Below are 22,738 nucleotides of genomic sequence, written 5' to 3' on the forward strand. Positions count from 1 at the left end.
AAGCATACCCACTTTAATTGTTTGAAAAAACAGATTTCATTTCGTGTCTTGTCATCACTTTTTCATCGGCGTATAGTGGTGTAAAGACAGTTATGTACATCTGTAAAGACAAGGGGAATGATGATGTCAACTTCAGTTGAAAAAAAATCAAGTACAATATCAAGAAATAAGTTGCTAGGAATTGCTGGGCTCGGGTGGCTTTTTGACGCGATGGATGTCGGCATCTTAGCGTTTGTAATAGCTGCATTAAATGTCGACTGGGGATTAACGACTAACCAAATGGGGTGGATCGGGAGTGTAAACTCTATTGGAATGGCAGTCGGCGCATTTGTATTCGGGATTTATGCAGATCGTGTAGGCAGAAAGAAAATATTCATCATTACACTTTTATTGTTTTCAATCGCAAGCGGTATTTCTGCTTTTGCTACAACACTAGCAGCATTTATGATCTTACGATTTTTTGTGGGAATGGGCTTAGGTGGAGAACTCCCGGTAGCTTCTACTTTAGTGGCGGAAAGTGTTCCAGCAAGAGAACGTGGTCGTGTAATTGTTTTATTAGAAAGTTTCTGGGCAGCAGGTTGGTTAGTGGCTGCGGTCATTTCGTACTTTATTATTCCGTCATTCGGATGGCGTGTAGCACTATTATTGACCGCTTTACCAGCATTTTATGCATTGTATTTGCGCATCAATTTACCGGATTCACCGCAGTTTACTGCCAAAAAAGATGTGATGCGATCGGTTTCTACAAATATTAAAGATGTATGGTCGAAAAAATACAGACGCCCTACGTTAATGTTGTGGATCGTTTGGTTTACCGTGGTTTTCTCATACTATGGAATGTTCTTGTGGTTGCCGAGTGTCATGGTGCTGAAAGGGTTCACGCTTATTAAAAGTTTTCAATATGTATTGATTATGACGCTTGCCCAGTTGCCGGGTTATTTTACAGCAGCTTGGTTGATCGAGCGTATTGGGCGGAAATTTGTTTTAGTTACTTATTTAATCGGAACAGCGGGAAGTGCTTTAGCTTTTGGTAATGCAGACACAATTACATTATTGATTGTCGCAGGTGCTTTCTTATCGTTCTTTAACTTAGGGGCTTGGGGTGCATTATATGCCTATTCTCCAGAACAGTATCCGACGATTATCCGTGGAACGGGAACGGGAATGGCTGCAGCGTTTGGTCGTGTCGGTGGGATTCTTGGACCGTTATTAGTTGGTTCGTTATTGACTGCTGGAATCGGCATTAATATAATTTTTGCGATCTTCTGTGCAGCAATCCTCATTGGAGCTATGGCTGTAGCATTTCTTGGGACGGAAACAAAACAAATGGAATTAGAATAACGTAAAAAACAACGTCCAGAGTGTGAACTCAAAAGGCGTTGTTTTTTTATCGGTACTAAAAAAGAGGAGATTTTCCATAATATAGCCAATACCTTTACGTAGAGATAAAACATGGTAGAAATGGACGTGGAGATATGGAATTGATCATTTACTCGGATTCAGCTGTTTTTTCGGAGCAAGTAGCGCCTTTGTTAAATCGAAACGAAGATAGTAATAGCTTGTTTTTAGGGATACTTGGACAGATTCAAGCTAACCAATATGACGATTATTTTTTAGCGCTGGCAGAAAATGATGAAGAAATTGTTGCAGCATGCTTAATGACACCCCCGCACGCATTGCAATTAGTAGTGTTTCAACAATTACCTGAAATTGAAAAAGAAATAGCGGTTCACTTGCGAAATCTTGGCGTCAAAGTTAGTGGAATCGTAGGTGAGCAAGAAACGACTCGTCTATTCGCTAGAGCGTGGACTCAGCAAACTGGAGAACGTGTAAAAACATTAATGGACCAAGGTCTGTACCGTATTGATGCAATCAATAGGGGCTTGAAAAAAAGTGCGGGCTCTTGGCGGGTTGCAAGTAATAAAGATGCAAAAATTTTAATAGAATGGTATAAATTGTTTGAAGAAGAAACAGGGCTAGGCCGGCAATCTACTCAAGAACAAGCTACGCAACGAATTGAAGAGTTTTTAGACAGGAAGGAAGTTTTTGTGTGGGAAGTGGACGGGTCGATTGTTTCTTGTATGAAAAAAGGTAGACCGTCAAAAAATGGAGTTACGGTTTCTTTTGTTTTTACACCCATGATTTTTAGAGCTAATGGATACGCGCGGACCTTAGTTGCTGAAGTCACAGAAGAATTGTTGTTAGAGTATGATTTTGTCATGCTTTATACAGATCTTGCCAACCCAACATCTAATAAAATATACAGAGAAATTGGTTACGAACAAATTACAAATCCGGTTCATCTTATATTTGAGCAAGAATAAATATCCTTAAGTCATTTTAAGGAGTAGCAAGGTGCTTTATAGGGTATAAAAAAGCTAGGCTGAAAGAAGCAGAAGGAGTGAAGTTTATGATTCGTTTTGAAAATGTCACAAAACGATTTCCGGATGGTACGGAAGCATTAAAAGACATTTCGCTGGTTTTACCAACCCACCAATTGACTGCTATCATCGGACCCAGCGGTTGTGGGAAAACGACTCTAATGAAAATGATTAACAAATTAGAAAAACCGACTGAAGGAAGTATCTATATTGACGAAAAACCTATCAATGGAATGGATGAAGTTCAGTTAAGGCGTTCAATTGGTTATGTTATTCAACGAATTGGGCTATTCCCCCATATGACTATTTCAGATAATGTGGCGTTAGTACCAAAATTGCTTGAATGGTCTAAAGAAAAAAAGGAAGAACGAGTACGTGAACTGCTTCAACTTGTTGGATTGGATCCTGAAGTTTATATGGAGCGTTACCCCCTCGAATTAAGTGGAGGGCAACAGCAACGTGTGGGCGTAGTCCGAGCGCTTGCTGGAGATCCTAACATTGTATTAATGGATGAACCCTTCTCAGCGCTTGACCCCATTAGCAGAGAACAACTGCAAGATGAACTTCGGAACCTGCAACAAACCATCAATAAAACCATTGTGTTTGTGACGCATGATATGGATGAAGCATTAAAAATTGCCGATACAATTATCGTAATGCGAGCTGGTAAAGTCGAGCAGGCTGGAACGCCTCAACAACTCATTGATAATCCGGCCAACGAATTTGTGCGGAACTTTATTGGAATAGAACGTATCAATCAAAAACGAACATTTGGTGAAAGAAAATTAGTTGAGTTCCTGAACTTGTTCACAACAAATTGGACGGGAGAGTTTGAAGAAATTTTGGCTGAAGCTACTTTTGAAAAAGCATTTGAAAGATTAGACAATAGTCCTCATGATTATTTAGCCATTATCGATAACGATAAAATTGTGGCATACGCAAATAACCGTGATTTATTAAAAGCAGCTCTTGTTAAAGAAACGGGGGTATTAGCATGAAGAATTTTTTTGACACACTCATTAGTCGTCAAGATATGATTGTTAGCGCTCTTATTGAACATATGTATTTGTCTTTTGTGGCAGTAGCTGTTGGTATAGCAATTGCATTGCCGCTAGGAATAGTGATAACCCGCTACCGTCGCTATGCTGAATCGATTATTGGAGTGACAGCTGTTTTCCAAACAATTCCGAGTCTCGCTTTATTCGGATTTTTAGTCCCTATACTAGGAATTGGTTCACCAACTGCATTAATTGCACTTATCATTTATGCTTTGCTACCAATTTTACGGAATACTTATGCAGGAATCGCAGGTGTGGATGGATCAACCATTGAAGCGGGACGTGGCATGGGCATGACTCGCACACAAATTCTTCGGCAAATCGAATTGCCGCTGGCGTTACCGTTTATTATGGCTGGCATACGTACAGCTACGGTATTAACTGTAGGTATCGCAACTCTAGCTACATTTGTTGGAGCAGGTGGTTTAGGTGATATTATTTACCGAGGATTGCAATCGTATAATAATTCGCTAGTATTGGCAGGGGCGCTTCCTGTTGCGCTGCTAGCTATCGGTTTTGACCAAATTTTAAAATGGATTGAAAAAAGAGCAACACCAAAAGGATTGAAAACTTAGGAGGAAATAAGATGAAAAAAACAACATTAGGAATTTTTTTGGCAGCAACAACGGTGATTGCAGGATGCGGGTCAGGTGGCGATGAGTTAGATCCACTAGTAATCGGTGGAAAACCGTGGACGGAGCAATACATTCTACCTTATATTCTTGGTGAGTATATTGAAGCTAACTCAGATTACACTGTAGAATACGAAGATGGATTAGGAGAAGTATCGATTTTGACACCTGCTTTGGAGAAGGGTGATATCGATATGTATGTTGAATACACGGGTACTGGGATGAAAGACGTGTTAAAAGAAGAATCAGTTCCTGGTCAAACTTCCGAAGAGGTACTAGAAATTGTTCGTACGGGTTATGAAGAAAAAATAGGAGCAACTTGGTTAGAGCCGCTTGGTTTTGAAAACGGATATACGCTCGCTTATTCAAAAGACAGTGGTTTTGATGCTGAAACTTATTCGGATTTGGCCGAAATTTCAAAATCAGAAGATATGAGTTTTGGAGCGCCGCATCCTTTTTACGAACGTAAAGGCGATGGCTTTGATGATTTAGTGACGACGTATCCATTTGAATTTGCTGCGACAGATAGTTTTGATCCAGCTATTATGTATGAAGCTGTTAAAAATGGAGATGTAGATGTTATTCCGGCATTTACTACAGATAGCCGCATTGGGTTGTTTGATTTAGCAACAACTAAAGATGATCTTTCGTTTTTCCCGAAATACGATGCAGCACCTGTTGTGCGACTGGAAACGCTTGAAGAGTATCCGGAACTTGAAGATGTATTAAATGGGTTAGCCGGACAAATCTCTGAAGAAGAAATGTTAGCTATGAATTCTCGTGTGGATGTAGATCAAGACGTAGCTAGTGATGTAGCTCGTGAATTCTTAATAGAAAAAGGATTAATCGAAGAATAAAGGTAAATTCCGTAGCTGTGGCTGCGGAATTTTTTTGTGGAAATTTTATCAAGTGGAAACAAAGAATTCTGATTTCTTTTTGTAGCCATTGGGAAAAGCTTATTGTACAATACAATAAATGAGTGAATAGTCATTCAATTCCGCGAAATGTAAACGTTATCAATAGATAAAGGATGGGATAGAGAAATGAGAGAAGTTGTTATTGTTGAAGGAGTGCGGTCACCGGTAGGAAGAAGAAAAGGTCAATTTGCCAATGAGCGTCCAGATGAACTAGCGGCTGTTGTATTAGAAGAACTAGTATCTCGTGCGGGAGTAGAGAAAAGCAGGATAGAAGATGTAATTTTAGGGTGTGTTTCACAAGCTGGTGAACAGGGAGGTAATATTGCGCGAACTGCAGCGTTGATTGCGGGATTCCCGGATTACGTACCAGGTGTCACGATTGACCGTCAATGCGGCTCGAGCCAGCAAGCAGTTCATTTTGGTGCACAAGCAATTTTAGCAGGAGATATGGATATCGTAATTGCGGGTGGCGTAGAAAGTATGACTCGCGTTCCGATGTTTTCAAATATGCAAGACGCAAAACCGAGTAAAAAACTAACAGATCAATACGAGATCATTAACCAAGGATTATCGGCAGAACGAATTGCGGAAAAATGGGGATTTACCCGAGAGCAACTTGACGCATTCTCAGTACAAAGTCATGAACGGGCGCAACATGCGATCAAAGAAGGGTATTACCAACGTGAAATTGTGCCGATCGATACACAAGGAGCAGACGGTGAAACTATACGCGTTTCTGAAGACGAAGGTCCACGTCCTGGAACTACGCAAGAAGTATTAGGTGGTTTGAGAACGGTATTCGATGAAAACGGTGTAATTACAGCAGGAAATGCGAGTCAAATGAGTGATGGTGCATCTGCTGTTTTATTAATGTCTGCTGACAAAGCTAAAGAACTTGGGTTAAAGCCTAAAGCACGAATCATCGCACGTTCAGTCGTCGGGTCAGATCCAACATTAATGTTGACAGGTCCTATTGCTGCAACAAAAAAAGTGCTTGAAAAAGCAGGTCTTACGATTGAAGAGATGGATCGTTACGAAGTGAATGAGGCATTTGCACCGGTACCGTTGGCGTGGTTACAGGATATTGGGGGAGACCCAGAAAAGTTGAATGTTAACGGAGGCGCTATCGCGTTAGGTCATCCGCTTGGTGCAACAGGCACAAAATTATTGGTGTCGCTATTGCATGAACTTGAACGGACAGGTGGACGTTACGGATTGCTAGCAATTTGTGAAGGAATGGGAATGGCTAACGCAACCATCATTGAAAAACTATAAATTTAAAGGGGGAGTTAGAATGGGATTTTCGAAAGCGAAAGCAGTTGTAACGGGTGGTGCATCCGGACTTGGGGAAGCGACAGTACGTAGAATTGTAAGGAGTGGAGGCAAAGCGGCTATTTTTGATTTGAATGCAGATCGCGCCAAAAAGTTAATAGATGAGTTGGGAGAAGAATCGGTAATATACAAAGAAACCGATGTTTCGGACGCTGCTCAAGTCGAGAAAAATATTGGTGAAACGGTAGAACAATTTGGCAAGATAAATTTGGTGGTCAATTGCGCAGGTATCGGGACGCCTGGGAAAGTATTATCTAAAGGCACGCCTATTGCATTAGAGCAATTTGAAAAAGTCATCCAAGTCAATTTGGTTGGGAGTTTTAATGTCATTCGAGTAGCCGCGGCGGCGATGCAGAAAAATGAGCCAAATGAAGATGGTGAACGTGGTGTTATTGTTTCGACAGCATCTGTTGCAGCGTATGAAGGGCAAATTGGACAAGCTGCTTATAGTGCGTCTAAAGGTGGTGTTGTATCCATGACGTTGCCGATTGCGAGAGAGCTAGCGAGAGATGGAATTCGTGTTATGGCTATCGCTCCTGGTTTAATGGAAACACCGATGGTTGAAGGCTTACCAGATGCGGCAATTGCATCATTATCGGCAGCTGTGCCATTTCCGCAGCGACTTGGGAAACCGGATGAATACGCACAACTCGTAGAAAGCATTGTGGCAAATCCGATGCTAAATGGCGAAACCATTCGACTCGACGGAGCAATCCGGATGCAACCAAAATAAGGAGGGGTAGAAGAGATGGCAAAATACCGTTTTGAAGAAGAAGAACATGTGATGTTCCGCAAGTCATTACGCAAATTTCTAGAAAAAGAAGCGGTTCCTAACTACGATCAATGGGAAAAAGATCGTCTCATTCCAAAGTCTTTCTGGAAAAAACTTGGAGACATGGGTTTTCTCTGCCCTCAAGTAGAAGAACAATATGATGGACTAGGATTGGATTTTCGTTATTCGCTTATTATTGGCGAAGAAATGGAACGAGTTGGCGCAAGTTTAACAGGTGTGGGATTACATAATGACATCACAGTTCCGTATATAGAAGCTTACGGCAATGAAGAACAAAAAAAGCGTTGGTTACCTGGATGTGTCTCGGGGGATCACATTACTGCGATTGCCATGACAGAGCCTGGAGCAGGATCTGATTTAGCGAATATATCAACAACCGCTATTCGAGATGGTGACAATTACATCGTTAATGGTCAAAAGACCTTTATCACCAATGGCATTAACTCGACCTTAGTGGTAGTTGTGGTAAAAACCGATCCAAAATCAGAGCCTAAGCATCGTGGAATTTCGTTATTAATGGTAGAAGAAGGAACACCAGGTTTTGAGAAAGGGCGCAAGCTTGATAAAGTTGGTCTTCATGCGCAAGACACATCGGAATTGTATTTTGAGGATTGTATCGTTCCTGTAGCGAATTTAATTGGCGAGGAAAATAAAGGCTTTACTTATCTAATGGAGAAACTGCAGCAAGAACGCTTGGTGGTCGCAATGGCTGCTCAAATTGCTTCGGAAGATATGCTGGAAATGACTTTAGAATATGTAAAATCAAGAACAGCCTTTGGAAAGCCGATTGGTTCGTTCCAAAATTCTCAATTTAAGTTAGTTGAGATGGCGACGGAAATTGAGTTGGGTCACTCATTTTTAGAGTCATTAATCGAAGATCATATGGCGGGTAAAGATATTGTTTCTAAAGTATCGATGGCAAAATATTGGCTGACAGATACAGCTAAGAAAATTTCGGGTGAATGTATGCAGCTGCATGGTGGATATGGCTATATGGAAGAGTACAAAATTGCACGCCGTTATCGAGACATTCCAGTTGCTGCGATTTATGCCGGTTCTAATGAAATAATGAAAACCATTGTCGCAAAACGAATGGGACTATAGATGAAAAGGGCATTAAAAGGTGTCCGCATACTTGACGTGACTTATTATCTTCCTGGACCATATGCGGGAATGCGTTTAGCGGAATTGGGTGCAGAAGTCATTAAAGTTGAGCCTCCTGAAGGTGATCCCGCGCGTCATATGGGCGGTGGACATGTGCACGAAGCTAACAATCGAGGCAAAAAGATTATCCATATCGACTTTAAAACAGCAGAAGGTCGTTTGGAAATGTTGGAATTGGTAAAAAGTGCTGATGCGCTTATTGAGACATTCCGGCCGGGTGTGATGAAAAAACTAGGCTTAGATTATGAAAGTTTGAAAATAGTAAAACCTGACTTGGTTTATTGCTCGTTATCGGGGTACGGTCAATCTGGTGAAATGGCTCGTTTGGGAAGTCACGATATAAACTATATGGCGTTATCAGGAGCTTTAGAACAATTAAAAGATGCATCAGGCAGACCTATTCATCCAACCAATACATTTGCGGATTTTACGGGTGGAATGATGGCGTCAGAGCAAATAATGGCAGCTTTACTTAAAAAATTCCGGACAGGGCAAGGACAATACCTTGATATTGCATTGGTAAAAGTAATGGCAGAATTTCTTGGGAATCATGATATTTACCATGCAAAAGGTGTCTCTGAAAATGGGGTTCCAGAAATAGGTGGAGCGATCGTTAGTTATGGGATATATGAAACAAAAGATAGTCGCTATATGACGCTAGGTGCGCTTGAAGCGAAGTTTTGGAAAGCGTTTTGTGTATTGGCTGAGCGGCCAGAATGGCTTGGTTGGGCAGGGAAACCACAAGGAAGTCAAGAGCACCGACAAATTGCAGATTTTTTTAAGTCAAAAAACTGGCAAGAATGGTACCAACTATCGTTACAAGTAGATGCTTGTCTAGCTCCTGTTTTAAAAGCGCATGAGCGACACGAACACCCGGTTTTCATTGAAAAAATAGAATGAAAAAGGAGTTGGATGTGACATGATGGATGCACCATTATTACTATCATCTTTCGTAAAAAGAGCCGAGCGTTATTTTCCTGAGAAATTAATTATTTCGCGGACTGGAGAAGATACTATTCATCGTATTCCTTATAAAGACTTTGCTGTGAGAACACGGCAACTTGCGGCTGCTTTAACGAGGTTAGATATGGGACGTGGAACGAAAGTTGGTAGTTTTGCGTGGAATCATCATCGCCACCTTGAGTTATACTTTGGTGTTCCAAGTGCTGGTGCGATTTTGCATATGATCAATATCCGTTTATCACATGAACACATTGCGTATGTGATTAATCACGCAGAAGACGAAATTTTATTGGTTGATCATGATTTATTTCCGTTGATTGAAAAGTTAGCTCCTCTATTAAAGACTGTAAAACATTTCATCATTATGAAAGATGGCGTAGATTTGCCTGAAACGACGCTTGAAAATGTTCATTCCTATGAAAAGCTTCTGGTAGTTGAAGATGGTAATTTTGAGTTTCCGGAAGATTTGGATGAAAACACACCTGCAGGCATGTGTTATACATCTGCAACGACTGGTAATCCGAAAGGTGTGGTGTATACTCATCGCGGACTAGTGCTCCACAGTTACGCATTAGGAATGTCCGATTCGATGGGGTTATCTGAACGTGACATTACGCTATCGATTGTGCCAATGTTCCATGCGAATGCATGGGGCTTACCGTTTGCGGGTGTGTTATTTGGGACGACGCAAGTATTGCCTGGACCGGGCTTTGCTCCTGGTATGTTGTTAGACTTAATCGAATCAGAGAAAGTTACGTTAACTGCTGGTGTTCCGACGATTTGGATGGGTGTCTTAAAAGAGTTAGAAGCCAATCCACGCAATATCGACACACTGCGCATGATTATTTGTGGGGGCTCGGCTTCACCAAAAGGTTTGATTCGAGCGTTTGAAGAAAAATACAATGTGCCATTTGTGACAGGCTACGGCATGACGGAAACGGCTCCGCTTGTCAGTTTAGCGGTAACAACGTCTGCGATGTCTGACATGACGATGGATGAGCGTATAGAACGCCGCTCAATGGCAGGTTTACCGATGCCGGGACTAGAAGTGCGTATTGTCAATGAAAACGGTGAGGCACCATGGGACGGCGAAACGATGGGTGAACTAAACGTCAAAGGTGCATGGATCGCGGATGAATATTATAAAGATGAGCGAACAGAAGATGCGTTCAAAGATGGCTGGTTGTACACCGGGGACATTGCTGTAATCGAACCAGATGGCTATATTAAATTAACGGATCGTACGAAAGATTTAATCAAGAGTGGTGGGGAATGGATTTCGTCGGTAGATTTAGAGAACGCATTGATGACTCACGAAGCGGTATTTGAAGCGGCAGTTGTCGCCATTCCTCATGAGAAATGGATGGAACGTCCACTTGCTTGCGTCGTTTTAAAAGAAAACCATGCTGAAGACGACGCGATGAAAGCAGAATTGCTGACTTATCTTGAAAGCCAATTCGCCAAATGGTGGGTTCCGGATGATGTGGTCTTCTTGAAAGAAGTGCCGAAAACATCTGTCGGGAAGTTCTTGAAAGCGGCGTTGCGGAAAGAGTTGGATGGTTATTATCGGTAAGATATAAAGTAAAGGTGTAAGTGTCCAAAATACTTCGGATACTTACGCTTTTCTATGTCCAGGCTCCAGCAGCCAGCCCCTCGAGTCGCTTCAGCCTAGCCGCCAATGGCAAAGCCCGCCATTATCGTCTAGACTTCCAGCGCTTGTCGGGGCTAAGCGGCTGCTTACGCTTTTCTATGTCCAGACTCCAGCGGTCAGCTCCTAGGGTCATAAGTCAGCCCCGCTGTGTGGCAAAGAACGCCACTTCGCAGGTCTGTCTTATGCCTGTCGGAGCTAGCCGACCGCTTACGCTTTTCTTTATACTTGACAGAATATACGAAACCTTTTAGTATAAGGGACAACTTGTTGAACGGAAACGAGTCTGTTTGAGAGTAGAGCCTAGAGAAGACGAGAATAGAAGAGTGTATAAATCGAGGATTGAGACGAGTAGGCAGGGATATCTATTTAGAGAGTCAGCGGCTGGTGAGAGTTGATTAGATAAACTGCGCGAATGGACTTAGGAGAGCTAACCTGAAAGCGGAAGCGAGTAAGGGAGACGTAAGCCCTGCGTTAAAGGGAAAGGCGAAGAGCCTGTTTAAGTGAATGCAGATAAATTCTGCATTAATGCGTGGTGGTACCGCGGTTTTAACCCGTCCCCGCAATCAGATAGCTATCTGGTTGCGGGGATTTTTGTATTCAAAACAAGATGAGGAGAGATTAGCATGAGCAGAGCAGAGAATATGAGTGAACGATTAATGTATGAGAAATCAATGGAAATCTTGAACGGCAATATAAATGAGCAGCAAGTAAAAAGCTTTTTATCGGACCTACACGAGAAAGGTGAAACAGCAGATGAACTAGTTGGTTTAGTTAAAGCGATGCGTGAAAAAGCTGTGAACCTTCCGAAAGTTGGAGGAGAACTTGTTGATGTTTGTGGAACGGGTGGCGATCGTTCTAATAGCTTTAACATCAGTACGTTAACGGCTTTTGTTTTAGCAGGATGTGGCTTAACTGTAGCGAAGCATGGCAATCGGAGTGTTTCGAGCAAAACGGGCAGTTCGGATGTATTAGAAGCACTCGGAATTTCTACAGAAACGGATATTGCTTCGATTCCAGCAATGCTCGATCAAACGGGAATTGCCCTTCTTTTTGCACCAGCAATTCATCCAGCTCTTGGAGGTTTACGCAAAATCCGAAAAGAAATTGGAACACCCACTATCTTTAACTTAGTGGGACCGCTAGCTAATCCACTTCCAATCACCATTCAAATGACCGGTGTTTACCGCCGCGATATGTTAGAACCAATGGCAGATGCTTTAATTCGACTGGGTCGTAAAAAAGGAGCTTTGGTTCATGGGGCAGGTGGATTAGATGAATTGTCTCTTGTGGGTACGAATGAACTGATTATATTTGATGAAAATGGCAAGCGCGAGATAACCATTCATCCGCACGAAGTTGGTTTGGAAGTTGCGCCAGTAGAGGCAATTCGTGGAGGCGATCCAAAACGCAACGCAGAAATTTTTATGGATGTATTATCAGGCGCTGACAGTCCTTATTTAGATACAGTGGCATTAAATGCAGGTGTTGTATTGTACGTTAGTGGCAAAGCAGGAACAATAGCTGAAGGTGTAAAAAGAGCAAGAACTTCAATTCAATCAGGCGAAACCGCGCGTGTCTTTGACTTGCATCGGTTAGCTGCGGGGGTGTTTGTATGACCATATTAGATAAAATCATTGCGACGAAACATGAAGAAATAAAAACATATAAACCGGTCACGCAAGATGATGGTCAATTTCCGGGAAAATCAAAGTTGCTACAGCGTCTATTAGATGGAAATGGTGTCATCTCAGAAATTAAACGCGCATCTCCTTCTAAAGGGGACATCCAAACAGAAGTAGATATCGTAGCGCAAGCGAAAAAGTACGAAGACGCGGGAGCTGCTGCCATTTCCGTATTAACGGATGAAACTTATTTTAAAGGATCGATTGACGATTTGCGCGAAGTGGCGCAAATTGTTTCGATTCCTGTTCTTTGTAAAGATTTTATGGTGAGCGAAATTCAAATTGATCGTGCCAAACAAGCGGGAGCTACGATTATTTTATTGATTGTAGCGGCATTACAACAGCAACAGCTAAAAAGTCTAAATGACTATGCTCTCTCTAAAGGACTGGAAGTACTGGTTGAAGTTCATGTTGAAAAAGAGCTACATAGAGCATTAGAGTTAGATGCCAAATTAATCGGCGTTAATAATCGTAACTTAAAGACTTTTGAAGTGTCGATTGAACGGACTGCACAATTAGCTAAACTGTTTCCGTTTGATGAAGGTCGTGTATTAATAAGTGAAAGTGGTATGCATACGAAAGAAGATGCGCAATTTGCTTATGCTAGTGGAGCTTCTGGAATTTTGGTGGGGGAAGCCTTAATGCGCTCTGAAGACCCTGGCAACTGGATACGAGAAGCGACAAATGGGGAGGCGATAAAATGACCAAAGTGAAGATTTGCGGTTTAAAAGAAGAACAACATGTTCAAGCGGCAAGTCGCGCTGATGCGATTGGATTTGTCTTTGCCCCGAGTAGGCGTCAAGTGACTATTGAACAAGCAGCCAACCTAGCAAAACATGTTCCGGTCGGTGCCGATAAAATTGGCGTGTTTGTTAATGCCACTTTGAAAGAAATTGAAGACACTATAGCGGGTGTTCCGCTAACGATGGTTCAACTTCACGGTGACGAACCTGATGAGCTAGTCAAGGCGATTCAAGTTCCGGTCATTCAAGCTTTCTCGATTCGTACAAAAGAAGATGTCGAAAAGTTAAAACAGTCATTAGCTGATTATGTGTTAGTAGATGCACCAGGTACGGATTACCGCGGAGGAAGTGGCAATGTATTCGATTGGTCATTGCTTGCTGGTGCGGATATTGATCCTGCTCGACTTATTGTAGCTGGTGGCTTGAATCCAGGAAACGTCCATGCAGCGATCGAACAAATAAAACCTTATATGGTAGACGTTTCGAGTGGTGTTGAAACAGAAAAACGTAAAGATACAGCAAAAATACAAGAATTTATTACACAAGTGAAGGGTGATTCGATGAAACAGACAATGGAACAAGTTGGCTTTTTTGGAAAGTATGGCGGTCAGTTTGTGCCGGAGACATTAATGAAAGCCGTAAAAGAATTAGAAGACGCTTATAACGAAGTAAAAGTAGATCCTGAATTTCATCGAGAATATCACCATTACTTATCCGAGTATGTGGGACGTGAACAACCTCTTACGTTTGCAAAGCGTATGACAGAAGCATATGGTGGACCAAAAATCTATCTGAAACGAGAAGATTTAAATCACACTGGCGCTCACAAAGTAAATAATGCTATTGGCCAAGCCTTACTCGCGATGCGCATGGGCAAACGTAAAATTGTGGCAGAAACGGGAGCGGGGCAACATGGTGTAGCTACGGCGACCATCTGTGCTCTTTTCGATTTAGACTGCGTTATTTTTATGGGAGAAGAAGATATTAAACGTCAGCAATTAAATGTTTTCCGTATGAAGTTATTAGGCGCGCGTGTTGAAAGTGTCACAAAAGGCAGTGCGACTTTAAAAGATGCGGTCAATGAAGCGCTGCGTTACTGGGTGGCAAATGTCGAAGATACGCATTACTTAATTGGTTCGGCACTTGGACCTCATCCGTTCCCGACAATGGTTCGGGATTTCCAAAGTGTCATTGGTGAAGAAACAAAGCGTCAAATTTTGGAGAAAGAAGGACGTTTACCTGATGCGATTTTAGCTTGTGTTGGCGGCGGAAGTAACGCAATTGGTATGTTTTATCCCTTTATTCAAGACGAAGAAGTCGAGTTGATTGGTGTTGAAGCAGCTGGTCAAGGCGTGGATACAGATAAACATGCGGCAACATTAACAAAAGGGACTGATGGCGTTCTTCACGGTGCACTGATGAAATTATTGCAAGATGATGCGGGTCAAGTGCAAGAAGCGCATTCGATTTCTGCGGGTCTTGACTACCCGGGAATTGGTCCAGAGCATGCGCATTTAGCAGATACGGGACGTGTAGAATATCGTTCAATTACAGACGATGAAGCGTTAGCTGCCGTTATTAGCATGTCGCGTCTTGAAGGAATTATTCCAGCGCTTGAATCAGCTCATGCGATTGCAGAAGCGGAAAAACAAGCTAAGAAAATGACAGCTGATCAAATTTTAGTGATTTGTGTATCTGGGCGTGGCGACAAAGATATGGCGACATATGCGGAAAAATTGGAGGGGCTGTCATGAATCGATTAGAGCAACTGAAAAGTTCAGGGAATAAAGCATTTGTTGCTTATATTATGGCAGGGGATGGTGGACTTGATCGTTTAAAAGAGCAAGTTCAATATTTGCAAGGAGCGGGTGTGACAGCTATTGAAATTGGCATTCCTTTTTCGGACCCAGTAGCGGACGGTCCTACGATTGAAGCAGCAGGAAATCGTGCTTTAAAACAAGGTGTTACCCTGCAAAAAGTATTAGAAGAAATCGGGAGCTGGACGTTTGATATAAAAATTCCTTTGTTGGTCATGACCTACTTAAATCCGGTGCTGAAATTTGGTGTAGGAAGATTTGCGACTGAATGTGGAAAAGCTGGCATTTCGGGTGTAATTATTCCAGACCTTCCGTATGAACATAAACAATTGGTTCAGCCATATATGGATAAAGAGAATATTAAATTGATCCAATTAGTAACTTTGACGACAACGGATATTCGGTTAGATGATATTCTTCGCGAAGCACAAGGTTTTGTTTATGCGGTAACCATTAAAGGAATTACAGGATCGCGCGATGAATTATCACAAGATGTAAAAACATTCATGCAAAAAATTCGCAAGAAAAGCCCAGTTCCAGTGTATGCAGGATTCGGGATTTCAAAAAGCAGTCACGTTGAACTGCTGCGGGATGATGTCGATGGATTTATAGTAGGTAGTGCGATTGTGGAAGCTTTTAATGCTGGCAAAATCGAGGAAATTGAGCCTCTCATCCGTGCAGTAACTAGCGCTTAATCGGTATAATACCGATAGGAGGGGATTTGATGTTTACACCAGTAACCGCGGACTTTTTTGATGCTCCGACATTGGAGTTGTCTCGCAATTTGCTTGGACAAATTCTTGTTCATGAGTTACCAGAGGGAATTGTCGCTGGCCGCATTGTAGAAACAGAAGCATATATGGGTGCAGAAGATCGGGCCGCTCATAGTTTCGGCAATCGTCGTACAAAGCGCACGGAAATTATGTTCGGTAAACCAGGACTTGTTTATACGTACCAAATGCATACTCATACATTAATCAATGTGGTTGCTGAAGCCGAAGACACTCCACGAGCTATTTTGATTCGTGCAGTTGAGCCGATAGCAGGCATTGATCTGATGGAGGAACTGCGAGGTAGTCATATGCCGATGCATCAATGGACTAGTGGACCGGGTAAGTTGACCAAAGCAATGGCCATTACGATGGATTATTATGGTCATCATTTTACGGAAAAACCATTGTATATCGCTCGGGGGAATCGGGTGCAGAATGTATCTGTTGGACCACGTGTAGGTATCAAAAATTCTTTAGAAGCGGTAGATTATCCTTATCGCTTTTGGGAAACGGAAAATCAATTTGTCTCGAAATTCCGCTAAATTCAGTTTATGTTTATGCTTTCGTGGAATACAGAAAGAGAATGAACAAAACAGAAGGAGTGGAAAATAGTGGCGAAAATTGCAACCTTAATTACAGATATGTTTGAAGATGTGGAATATATAGATCCCTCGAAAGCATTTAATGAGGCGGGTCACGAAGTTTTCACGATTGAAAAAGAAGCTGGCAAAGATGTAACGGGTAAACAAGGTGAAGCCGTTGTTACAATCGATAAAAGTATTGACGAAGTCAGCCCTGACGATTTTGATGCATTGTTTTTACCGGGAGGGTTTTCGCCAGACTTATTACGTGAAGACGAGCGATTTGTTAAATTCGCAAAAGCGTTCATGGACGCAAAAAAACCAGTCTTCGCGATTTGTCATGGACCTCAATTATTGATTACAGCGAAAGCTTTAGAAGGTCGTAAAGCCACAGGTTATAAATCGATTCAAGTTGATATGGAATATGCAGGTGCTACGGTAGTCGATAAAGAAGTGGTCGTGTGCCAAGATCAACTAGTGACGAGTCGTCAACCAGATGATATTCCGGCGTTCAACAAAGAATCACTACGAATTCTTGAACAATTAACTAAATAACTAGTTGAGCTCAACCCCGAATCAGCAGCGCTGATTCGGGGTTTTATTGGGTATAGAAGTTAATGGATTTTGATTTTCTCTTGAATACATAAGTAACTGCTTATATAATGGGTAAGTGTTACAGCGAAACACAGTATTTGGATCTGTTGTTTAGTTGAAAGATGTCGTTAAAAATATTGTGGATTTCAGCATAAACTTGGTTAACAAGTTATTGATTTGAAAAGGAAGAATAAGGAGTTGTGTGCAAGTGGATGTATGGTTAGCAAGTTTTATATTTATCGTGACATTAATATTTGTGATTTGGCAGCCAAAAGGCTTATCGATTGGCTGGTCTGCGATTGCTGGAGCAATCGTTGCACTTTTATTTGGAGTAGTTGATTTTGGTGATGTGTGGGACGTGACGGGGATCGTTTGGAATGCGACTTTAACGTTCGTTGCGTTAATTATTATTTCATTAATACTTGATGAAATTGGCTTTTTCGAATGGGCAGCATTACATATGGCGCGCTTCGCAAAAGGTAGCGGTTTGCGTATGTTCTTTCTCGTAACCATGTTAGGCGCGTTTGTTGCAGCTTTGTTTGCTAATGACGGAGCGGCGCTAATTTTAACACCAATTGTATTGGCAATGGTTCGCGCATTGAAATTTAAAGAAGCGATGATTTTGCCGTTTATTATGGCTAGTGGATTTATTGCAGATACAGCTTCGCTTCCTTTTGTAGTAAGTAATTTGGTTAATATCGTGTCTGCTGACTTTTTTGGTATAGGCTTTACCGAATATGCGATTAAGATGGTAGTTCCGAACTTGTTTAGCATTGCAGCGAGTATGCTAGTGCTGTATTTGTATTTCCGAAAAGATATTCCGAAACATTTTGATGACAGTACTTTAAAAACGCCGGCTTCCGCTATAAAAGACATTCGGATTTTCCGTATATCTTGGGTAGTGCTTGTGATTTTACTGATCGGCTATTTTAGCAGTGAAGCATTAGGAATTCCGGTGTCCTTTATCGCTGGGACTGTCGCTATTATTTTCTTAGCCATTGCTCGGAATAGTAAATCAGTAGAAACAATGACTGTTTTAAAAAATGCGCCTTGGGCAGTTGTCTTTTTCTCTATTGGTATGTATGTAGTTGTTTATGGTTTAAGAAATGTAGGACTTACGTCAGTATTAGCGACTGCAATTGAATGGACATCAAGTCATGGTTTATACGCTGCGACTATTGGTATGGGTTTTATCGCAGCAATTCTTTCTTCTATTATGAACAATATGCCAACTGTTATGATTGATGCGCTAGCAATTGCTGAAACAAATACGACAGGTGTTGTTAGAGAAGCATTAATCTATGCCAACGTAATTGGTTCGGATTTGGGTCCGAAAATCACGCCAATTGGTTCATTAGCGACATTATTATGGCTTCATGTTTTGAAAACTAAAGGGGTAGATATTTCGTGGGGCTATTACTTTAAAATCGGCATTATCCTAACAGTGCCTACTTTGTTTATTACTTTAACAGGACTTTATTTGTGGTTAACTATTTTAAATTAAGGCGATAAAAAAGGAGCAAAAGGAGCATGCCAGGGGCATGCTCCTTTTGCTTAGTTTAAAAATTTAGCTAAGTACAATTCGTTATGTGGTTTATCATCAATCATCATAGATTTCTCGCGAATGCCCTCTGATTTGAAGCCTGCTTTTTCGTATAATTTACGAGCCGATTCATTTTCTTCGACTACCGATGTTTCAAGTCGTGAAATGCCTTTTTCTTTAGACCATTCTTCTGCTTTCTTCAGAAGTGATTTAGCAATGCCTTTGCCTTGAGCTTCTTTTTGCAGTCCAAGCTCAATAGTAGCACGGTGTGCAGCACGTTTTGCATCATTGCCCATAATCATCAAAAATCCTACATGTTGGCCGTTTAAGATGGCAATAATGATAGTTGAATAGCCACTTTGCTTCCATTCGATAATTTGCTTTCGTACTTTTTGTGTCGATTGCGTACGCTCATCTTTACCGTAGAGCATATAATCTGATTCAGACTCGACTGCTTTTTGCAAAGCGGCGAGAGAACGTGCATCTCCATGCTCTGCTGTTCGAATCAATAATATGTCTTGATCTTCTTCATCCGTACCTGTGCCAGTTCCACCAGTGGAATCAATTCTTTCGAAAACAACAAAACGGTCAGGTTCGACCTCTGTGACAAAATAACCCGCATCTACCCAAGCGTGAAAATGCTTAGCAGGTGCTTTTACCTTTTTCCACCAGCTTTTGTTTAAGTAGGCGGCATTGGGCAAGTTTTGGCCCATAATTTGTTCGATTTCAGAAAATGTTAGTTTAATTGAGGCGTTAGTCGCTCCAGAAAAATAATTTGCTAAGGGAATGTATTTCTTTTCCAGTAAAATAGTCACAGATATCTCTTCCTTCCGCATAACTTAGAATTAGTTAGTCATATTATACCATTGGTCTATGCTAAAGTACACAATGAATTTTAAATATACAGATAATTCTATAAACTTAATGATTTTTTATATATGTTAATAATTTGGAGAGTCTAATTTTTTCAAATGCTATTATTATGATAGAATAAGCACAGAAACTAAGTATTTTCAGGAGGCTATTATTTATGTCAAAGATTTTAGTATTAGGTCATAAAAATCCGGACACTGATTCAATTTGTTCGGCTATTTCGTACGCATATTTAAAAAATGAAGTAGGCATGGTTGCTGAGCCTATTCGTTTAGGTGAAATAAACAACGAAACTTTGTTTGCTCTAGAGACTTTTAAATTTGATCAGCCAAGACTTGTGACACAAGTTGCTAAAGAAACAGACCGAGTAATCTTAGTTGATCACAACGAACGCCAACAAAGTGCCGACGATATTGATGAGGTTCAAGTAATTGAAGTGGTAGATCATCACCGTATTGCAAACTTCGAAACGACTGATCCATTGTACTTCCGCGCAGAGCCGGTTGGCTGTACAACAACAATTCTTCTTAAGCTTTTCAAAGAAAATGGTGTAGAAGTGCCTCCTAATATTGCAGGCTTAATGTTATCTGCTATTATTTCAGATTCCCTACTATTCAAATCGCCAACATGCACGCAACAAGATATCGATGCGGCAGCTGAACTAGCTAAAATTGCCAAAGTTGATGCAGAAAGCTATGGTCTTGATTTATTAAAGGCCGGAGCTGATTTAAGCAATAAAACTTTAGAAGATTTGATTTCTTTAGATGCTAAAGAGTTTGAAGCGGGTGACTGCCGGTTCGAAGTAGCTCAAGTTAATGCTATTGATGTCGAAGAAGTTATGGTCCGCCAAAAAGAGCTTGAAGTCTTAATGGATAATACAATTTCAACTAAAGGGTTAGGTCTCTTTATGTTTGTTGTAACAGATATCCTCAATAATAATTCTGTAGCTATCGTTCTTGGCGAAAAAGCACACGTAGTCGAAGCTGCTTTTAATTCGAGTGTGGTTGATCATCGCATTTTGCTACCAGGCGTTGTGTCACGCAAAAAACAAATCGTTCCTGTTATTACAGAAGCATTAAGCTGATTCCCAAATGGGAGTCAGTTTTTTTGTGCGTGGGTATATAAGTGGAAAGTATAATATTCCCTTGGTCGTATTTTTTAAACCTGACGTGTAAAGAGCTTTTTTCTATAGGCAAAAAATTTGAGCACTATTGTTTTCGTTGCTATAGTTAATGGCGAGGTGGAATATATGAAAATTGAAGTTTGGTCAGATTATGTATGCCCATTCTGTTATATAGGCAAGCGAACATTAGAAAAAGCATTAATTCAATCAGGTTTTGACAGTCAGGCAGAAGTGTCTTATAAGGCTTATCAGTTAAATCCGAATACGCCGGTGGATTCGACTGTTCCAACATATGAAAGTTTAGCGAAAAAATTTGGACAAACTATTGATCAGGCAAAAGAAATGTCTAAAGGTGTAGCAGAGCATGCTCGCTCTGTTGGTTTAGAATATGATTTTGATAACATGGTAGAAGCGAATACGTTAGCAGCTCATCGTTTAGTAAAATGGGCTGAAACACATGGCAAAGACGGAGAACTCACGGAAAAGTTAATGGATGAGTATTTTATCCAGGCGCAAAACGTGGGTAATCACGATGTGTTAGTGTCGATTGCTGAATCGACTGGTTTACCAAAAGACGAAGCGATAAAAGTGCTTGAATCGGATCAGTTTATGGCGCAAGTTCAAGTAGACATTGCTGAAGCTGGCCAAATTGGTGTGCAAGGTGTGCCTTTCTTCGTGGTTAACCGTAAATACGCAATTTCAGGTGCTCAACCTGTAGAAGCTTTTGTGGAAGCGCTAGAACAAATCGCCGAAGAAGAAGGCATTCGTCCTAAGCTAAAGCCGATGGGTAAGAAAACAAGTTTTTGCACAGGCGATTCATGTGATGGAATTTAATGATCAAAAGCAGAGTAATTGACTTTTACTCTGCTTTTTTATTAAGATGACAAAGTAGTTTTAAACTGAGATATATAATTTGAACATGATTACAAGAGGAGTTTTAAAGTAATGACAAACGTTTTAGTAGTAAAAGCAAATAACCGCCCCGCTTCTGAAGGGGTTTCAAGTAAAATGTACGAAGTATTCATGGATACAATCGGTACAGGCACGGAGCTTAACATCAATACGTTTGATGTCTTTAAAGAAGATATGCCGTATTTTGGTCAAGATTTCTTTGATGCTATGCAAAAGTCAGCGCAAGCTGAACCGTTAAACGAACTTGAACAACGCATTTTGACTGCGGCGAACAAATCAATGGATGCTTTTATGGAAGCAGATGTAGTGGTTTTTGCATTCCCATTATGGAATAAAACAATTCCAGCACCATTGCAAACTTTCATTGATTACGTTTACCGTGCAGGTGTAACATTCAAGTACACACCAGAAGGTCCAGTTGGCCTTGTGCCCGATAAAAAAGTGATCATTTTAAATGCACGCGGTGGAGTGTACTCGACACCAGAAATGGCTCCTGCTGAAATGAGCGTTAACTATGTTCGCTTAATTATGGATTTCTTCGGAATCACAGATATCGAAGAAGTAATCATTGAAGGACATAATATGTACCCAGATCGTGCGGAAGAAATTAAAGCTGATGGCATGAAACGTGTAGAACAAGTAGCTAATTCACTAATTAAAGTGTACGCATAATTTTGTGATAGAGGACAACCTTCATTGGTTGTCCTCTTTTTATTTGGACAGTAAATGTGGAGGAGTGGACAGTAAACTAGCTGAATCGGACAGTATTTCGGAGATTTGGACAGTATTCAACGGAAACTCGACAGTATATCCAATTTTCCCCTTTTCCAATCAACAACCCCTTGATACCCAAGCCCAGGAAAGCGCAAAGTCGCGCTTTCCGCTAAACCATATGAATTTTTGATTTCGACAGTAAGTGGTGTGAATTAGACAGTAAACTAGCTGAATCGGACAGTATTTCGGAGATTTGGACAGTATTCGACGGAAACTCGACAGTATATCCAATTTTCCCCTTTTCCAATCAACAACCCCTTGTTACCCAAGCCCAGGAAAGCGCAAAGTCGCGCTTTCCGCTAAACCATATGAATTTTTGATTTCGACAGTAAGTGATGTGATTTCGACAGTAAACTAGCTGAATCGGACAGTATTCTAAAGATTTGGACAGTATACAACGGGAACTCGACAGTATATCCAAATTACTGGAAA

The 22,738-nt window shown here is 41.1% G+C and carries 21 protein-coding genes and 1 other annotated feature; of the genes, 20 read left to right on the forward strand and 1 reads right to left on the reverse strand.

Going from position 1 to position 22,738, the window contains the following annotated elements; genetic code table 11:
• The first annotated feature begins 123 nt into the window (after nucleotides 1-123).
• The 17 genes from PLANO_RS01820 to PLANO_RS01900 all read left to right on the forward strand — a co-directional run bounded on the left by PLANO_RS01820 (nucleotide 124) and on the right by PLANO_RS01900 (nucleotide 18,585).
• A complete protein-coding gene (locus PLANO_RS01820) occupies nucleotides 124-1,341 on the forward strand; it encodes an MFS transporter (protein ID WP_038702460.1) in 1,218 nt (405 codons plus the stop codon).
• 134 nt (nucleotides 1,342-1,475) lie between these two features.
• Nucleotides 1,476-2,324: a GNAT family N-acetyltransferase gene (locus PLANO_RS01825; protein WP_038702462.1), complete on the forward strand. Its 849-nt coding sequence runs from the start codon at nucleotides 1,476-1,478 to the stop codon at nucleotides 2,322-2,324.
• Between the two features lie 86 nt (nucleotides 2,325-2,410).
• On the forward strand, nucleotides 2,411-3,379 hold the full coding sequence (locus PLANO_RS01830; RefSeq protein WP_038702464.1) for an ABC transporter ATP-binding protein: 969 nt from the start codon (nucleotides 2,411-2,413) through the stop codon (nucleotides 3,377-3,379).
• On the forward strand, nucleotides 3,376-4,014 hold the full coding sequence (locus PLANO_RS01835) for an ABC transporter permease (protein WP_038702466.1): 639 nt from the start codon (nucleotides 3,376-3,378) through the stop codon (nucleotides 4,012-4,014). Before PLANO_RS01830 ends, PLANO_RS01835 begins: the two co-directional genes overlap by 4 nt.
• Before the next feature lie 11 nt (nucleotides 4,015-4,025).
• Nucleotides 4,026-4,928: a glycine betaine ABC transporter substrate-binding protein gene (locus PLANO_RS01840; protein WP_038702468.1), complete on the forward strand. Its 903-nt coding sequence runs from the start codon at nucleotides 4,026-4,028 to the stop codon at nucleotides 4,926-4,928.
• Between the two features lie 186 nt (nucleotides 4,929-5,114).
• Complete coding sequence (locus PLANO_RS01845; protein ID WP_038702470.1) at nucleotides 5,115-6,263, forward strand: thiolase family protein; 1,149 nt, start codon at nucleotides 5,115-5,117, stop codon at nucleotides 6,261-6,263.
• A gap of 19 nt (nucleotides 6,264-6,282) precedes the next feature.
• Complete coding sequence (locus PLANO_RS01850) at nucleotides 6,283-7,053, forward strand: 3-hydroxyacyl-CoA dehydrogenase (protein WP_038702473.1); 771 nt, start codon at nucleotides 6,283-6,285, stop codon at nucleotides 7,051-7,053.
• 15 nt (nucleotides 7,054-7,068) lie between these two features.
• The gene (locus tag PLANO_RS01855; RefSeq protein WP_038702475.1) at nucleotides 7,069-8,217 is read left to right on the forward strand and encodes an acyl-CoA dehydrogenase family protein; all 1,149 of its coding nucleotides are present in this window, start codon (nucleotides 7,069-7,071) and stop codon (nucleotides 8,215-8,217) included.
• Nucleotides 8,218-9,177 carry a CaiB/BaiF CoA transferase family protein gene (locus PLANO_RS01860; protein WP_038702477.1) on the forward strand — a complete coding sequence of 320 codons (960 nt, stop codon included), beginning with the start codon at nucleotides 8,218-8,220 and terminating at the stop codon, nucleotides 9,175-9,177.
• Nucleotides 9,178-9,196: 19 nt separating this feature from the next.
• Nucleotides 9,197-10,813: a long-chain fatty acid--CoA ligase gene (locus PLANO_RS01865; protein ID WP_038702479.1), complete on the forward strand. Its 1,617-nt coding sequence runs from the start codon at nucleotides 9,197-9,199 to the stop codon at nucleotides 10,811-10,813.
• Nucleotides 10,814-11,217: 404 nt separating this feature from the next.
• Nucleotides 11,218-11,453, forward strand: a binding site (T-box leader).
• A 61-nt stretch (nucleotides 11,454-11,514) separates the two neighbouring features.
• A complete protein-coding gene (gene trpD, locus PLANO_RS01870; protein WP_038702481.1) occupies nucleotides 11,515-12,507 on the forward strand; it encodes an anthranilate phosphoribosyltransferase in 993 nt (330 codons plus the stop codon).
• Nucleotides 12,504-13,277 carry an indole-3-glycerol phosphate synthase TrpC gene (trpC, locus tag PLANO_RS01875; protein WP_038702483.1) on the forward strand — a complete coding sequence of 258 codons (774 nt, stop codon included), beginning with the start codon at nucleotides 12,504-12,506 and terminating at the stop codon, nucleotides 13,275-13,277. The genes trpD and trpC overlap by 4 nt, the downstream gene beginning before the upstream one ends.
• Nucleotides 13,274-15,070, forward strand: a complete 1,797-nt coding sequence (gene trpB, locus PLANO_RS01880; RefSeq protein ID WP_081976611.1) for a tryptophan synthase subunit beta — start codon at nucleotides 13,274-13,276, stop codon at nucleotides 15,068-15,070. Before trpC ends, trpB begins: the two co-directional genes overlap by 4 nt.
• Nucleotides 15,067-15,828: a tryptophan synthase subunit alpha gene (gene trpA / locus PLANO_RS01885; RefSeq protein ID WP_038702486.1), complete on the forward strand. Its 762-nt coding sequence runs from the start codon at nucleotides 15,067-15,069 to the stop codon at nucleotides 15,826-15,828. The genes trpB and trpA overlap by 4 nt, the downstream gene beginning before the upstream one ends.
• A 29-nt stretch (nucleotides 15,829-15,857) precedes the next feature.
• Complete coding sequence (locus PLANO_RS01890) at nucleotides 15,858-16,448, forward strand: DNA-3-methyladenine glycosylase (protein ID WP_038702488.1); 591 nt, start codon at nucleotides 15,858-15,860, stop codon at nucleotides 16,446-16,448.
• A gap of 69 nt (nucleotides 16,449-16,517) precedes the next feature.
• Nucleotides 16,518-17,042, forward strand: coding sequence for a type 1 glutamine amidotransferase domain-containing protein (locus PLANO_RS01895; protein WP_038702489.1), 525 nt, complete (start codon nucleotides 16,518-16,520; stop codon nucleotides 17,040-17,042).
• Nucleotides 17,043-17,289: 247 nt separating this feature from the next.
• Entirely contained in the window at nucleotides 17,290-18,585 is a 1,296-nt protein-coding gene (locus tag PLANO_RS01900) for an arsenic transporter (RefSeq protein WP_038702491.1), read from the forward strand.
• Nucleotides 18,586-18,635: 50 nt separating this feature from the next.
• Here the strand turns inward: PLANO_RS01900 and PLANO_RS01905 are convergent, their stop codons facing one another.
• Nucleotides 18,636-19,439, reverse strand: coding sequence for a GNAT family N-acetyltransferase (locus tag PLANO_RS01905; RefSeq protein ID WP_038702493.1), 804 nt, complete (start codon nucleotides 19,437-19,439; stop codon nucleotides 18,636-18,638).
• A gap of 215 nt (nucleotides 19,440-19,654) precedes the next feature.
• Between PLANO_RS01905 and PLANO_RS01910 the strand changes: the two genes are divergently transcribed.
• The 3 genes from PLANO_RS01910 to PLANO_RS01920 all read left to right on the forward strand — a co-directional run bounded on the left by PLANO_RS01910 (nucleotide 19,655) and on the right by PLANO_RS01920 (nucleotide 22,204).
• Complete coding sequence (locus PLANO_RS01910) at nucleotides 19,655-20,581, forward strand: manganese-dependent inorganic pyrophosphatase (RefSeq protein ID WP_038702495.1); 927 nt, start codon at nucleotides 19,655-19,657, stop codon at nucleotides 20,579-20,581.
• 165 nt (nucleotides 20,582-20,746) lie between these two features.
• The gene (locus PLANO_RS01915) at nucleotides 20,747-21,454 is read left to right on the forward strand and encodes a DsbA family oxidoreductase (protein ID WP_038702497.1); all 708 of its coding nucleotides are present in this window, start codon (nucleotides 20,747-20,749) and stop codon (nucleotides 21,452-21,454) included.
• Between the two features lie 111 nt (nucleotides 21,455-21,565).
• On the forward strand, nucleotides 21,566-22,204 hold the full coding sequence (locus tag PLANO_RS01920; protein WP_038702499.1) for an FMN-dependent NADH-azoreductase: 639 nt from the start codon (nucleotides 21,566-21,568) through the stop codon (nucleotides 22,202-22,204).
• The last annotated feature ends 534 nt before the right edge of the window (nucleotides 22,205-22,738 follow it).

The sequence above is a fragment of the Planococcus sp. PAMC 21323 genome (assembly GCF_000785555.1).
GTDB lineage: Bacteria > Bacillota > Bacilli > Bacillales_A > Planococcaceae > Planococcus.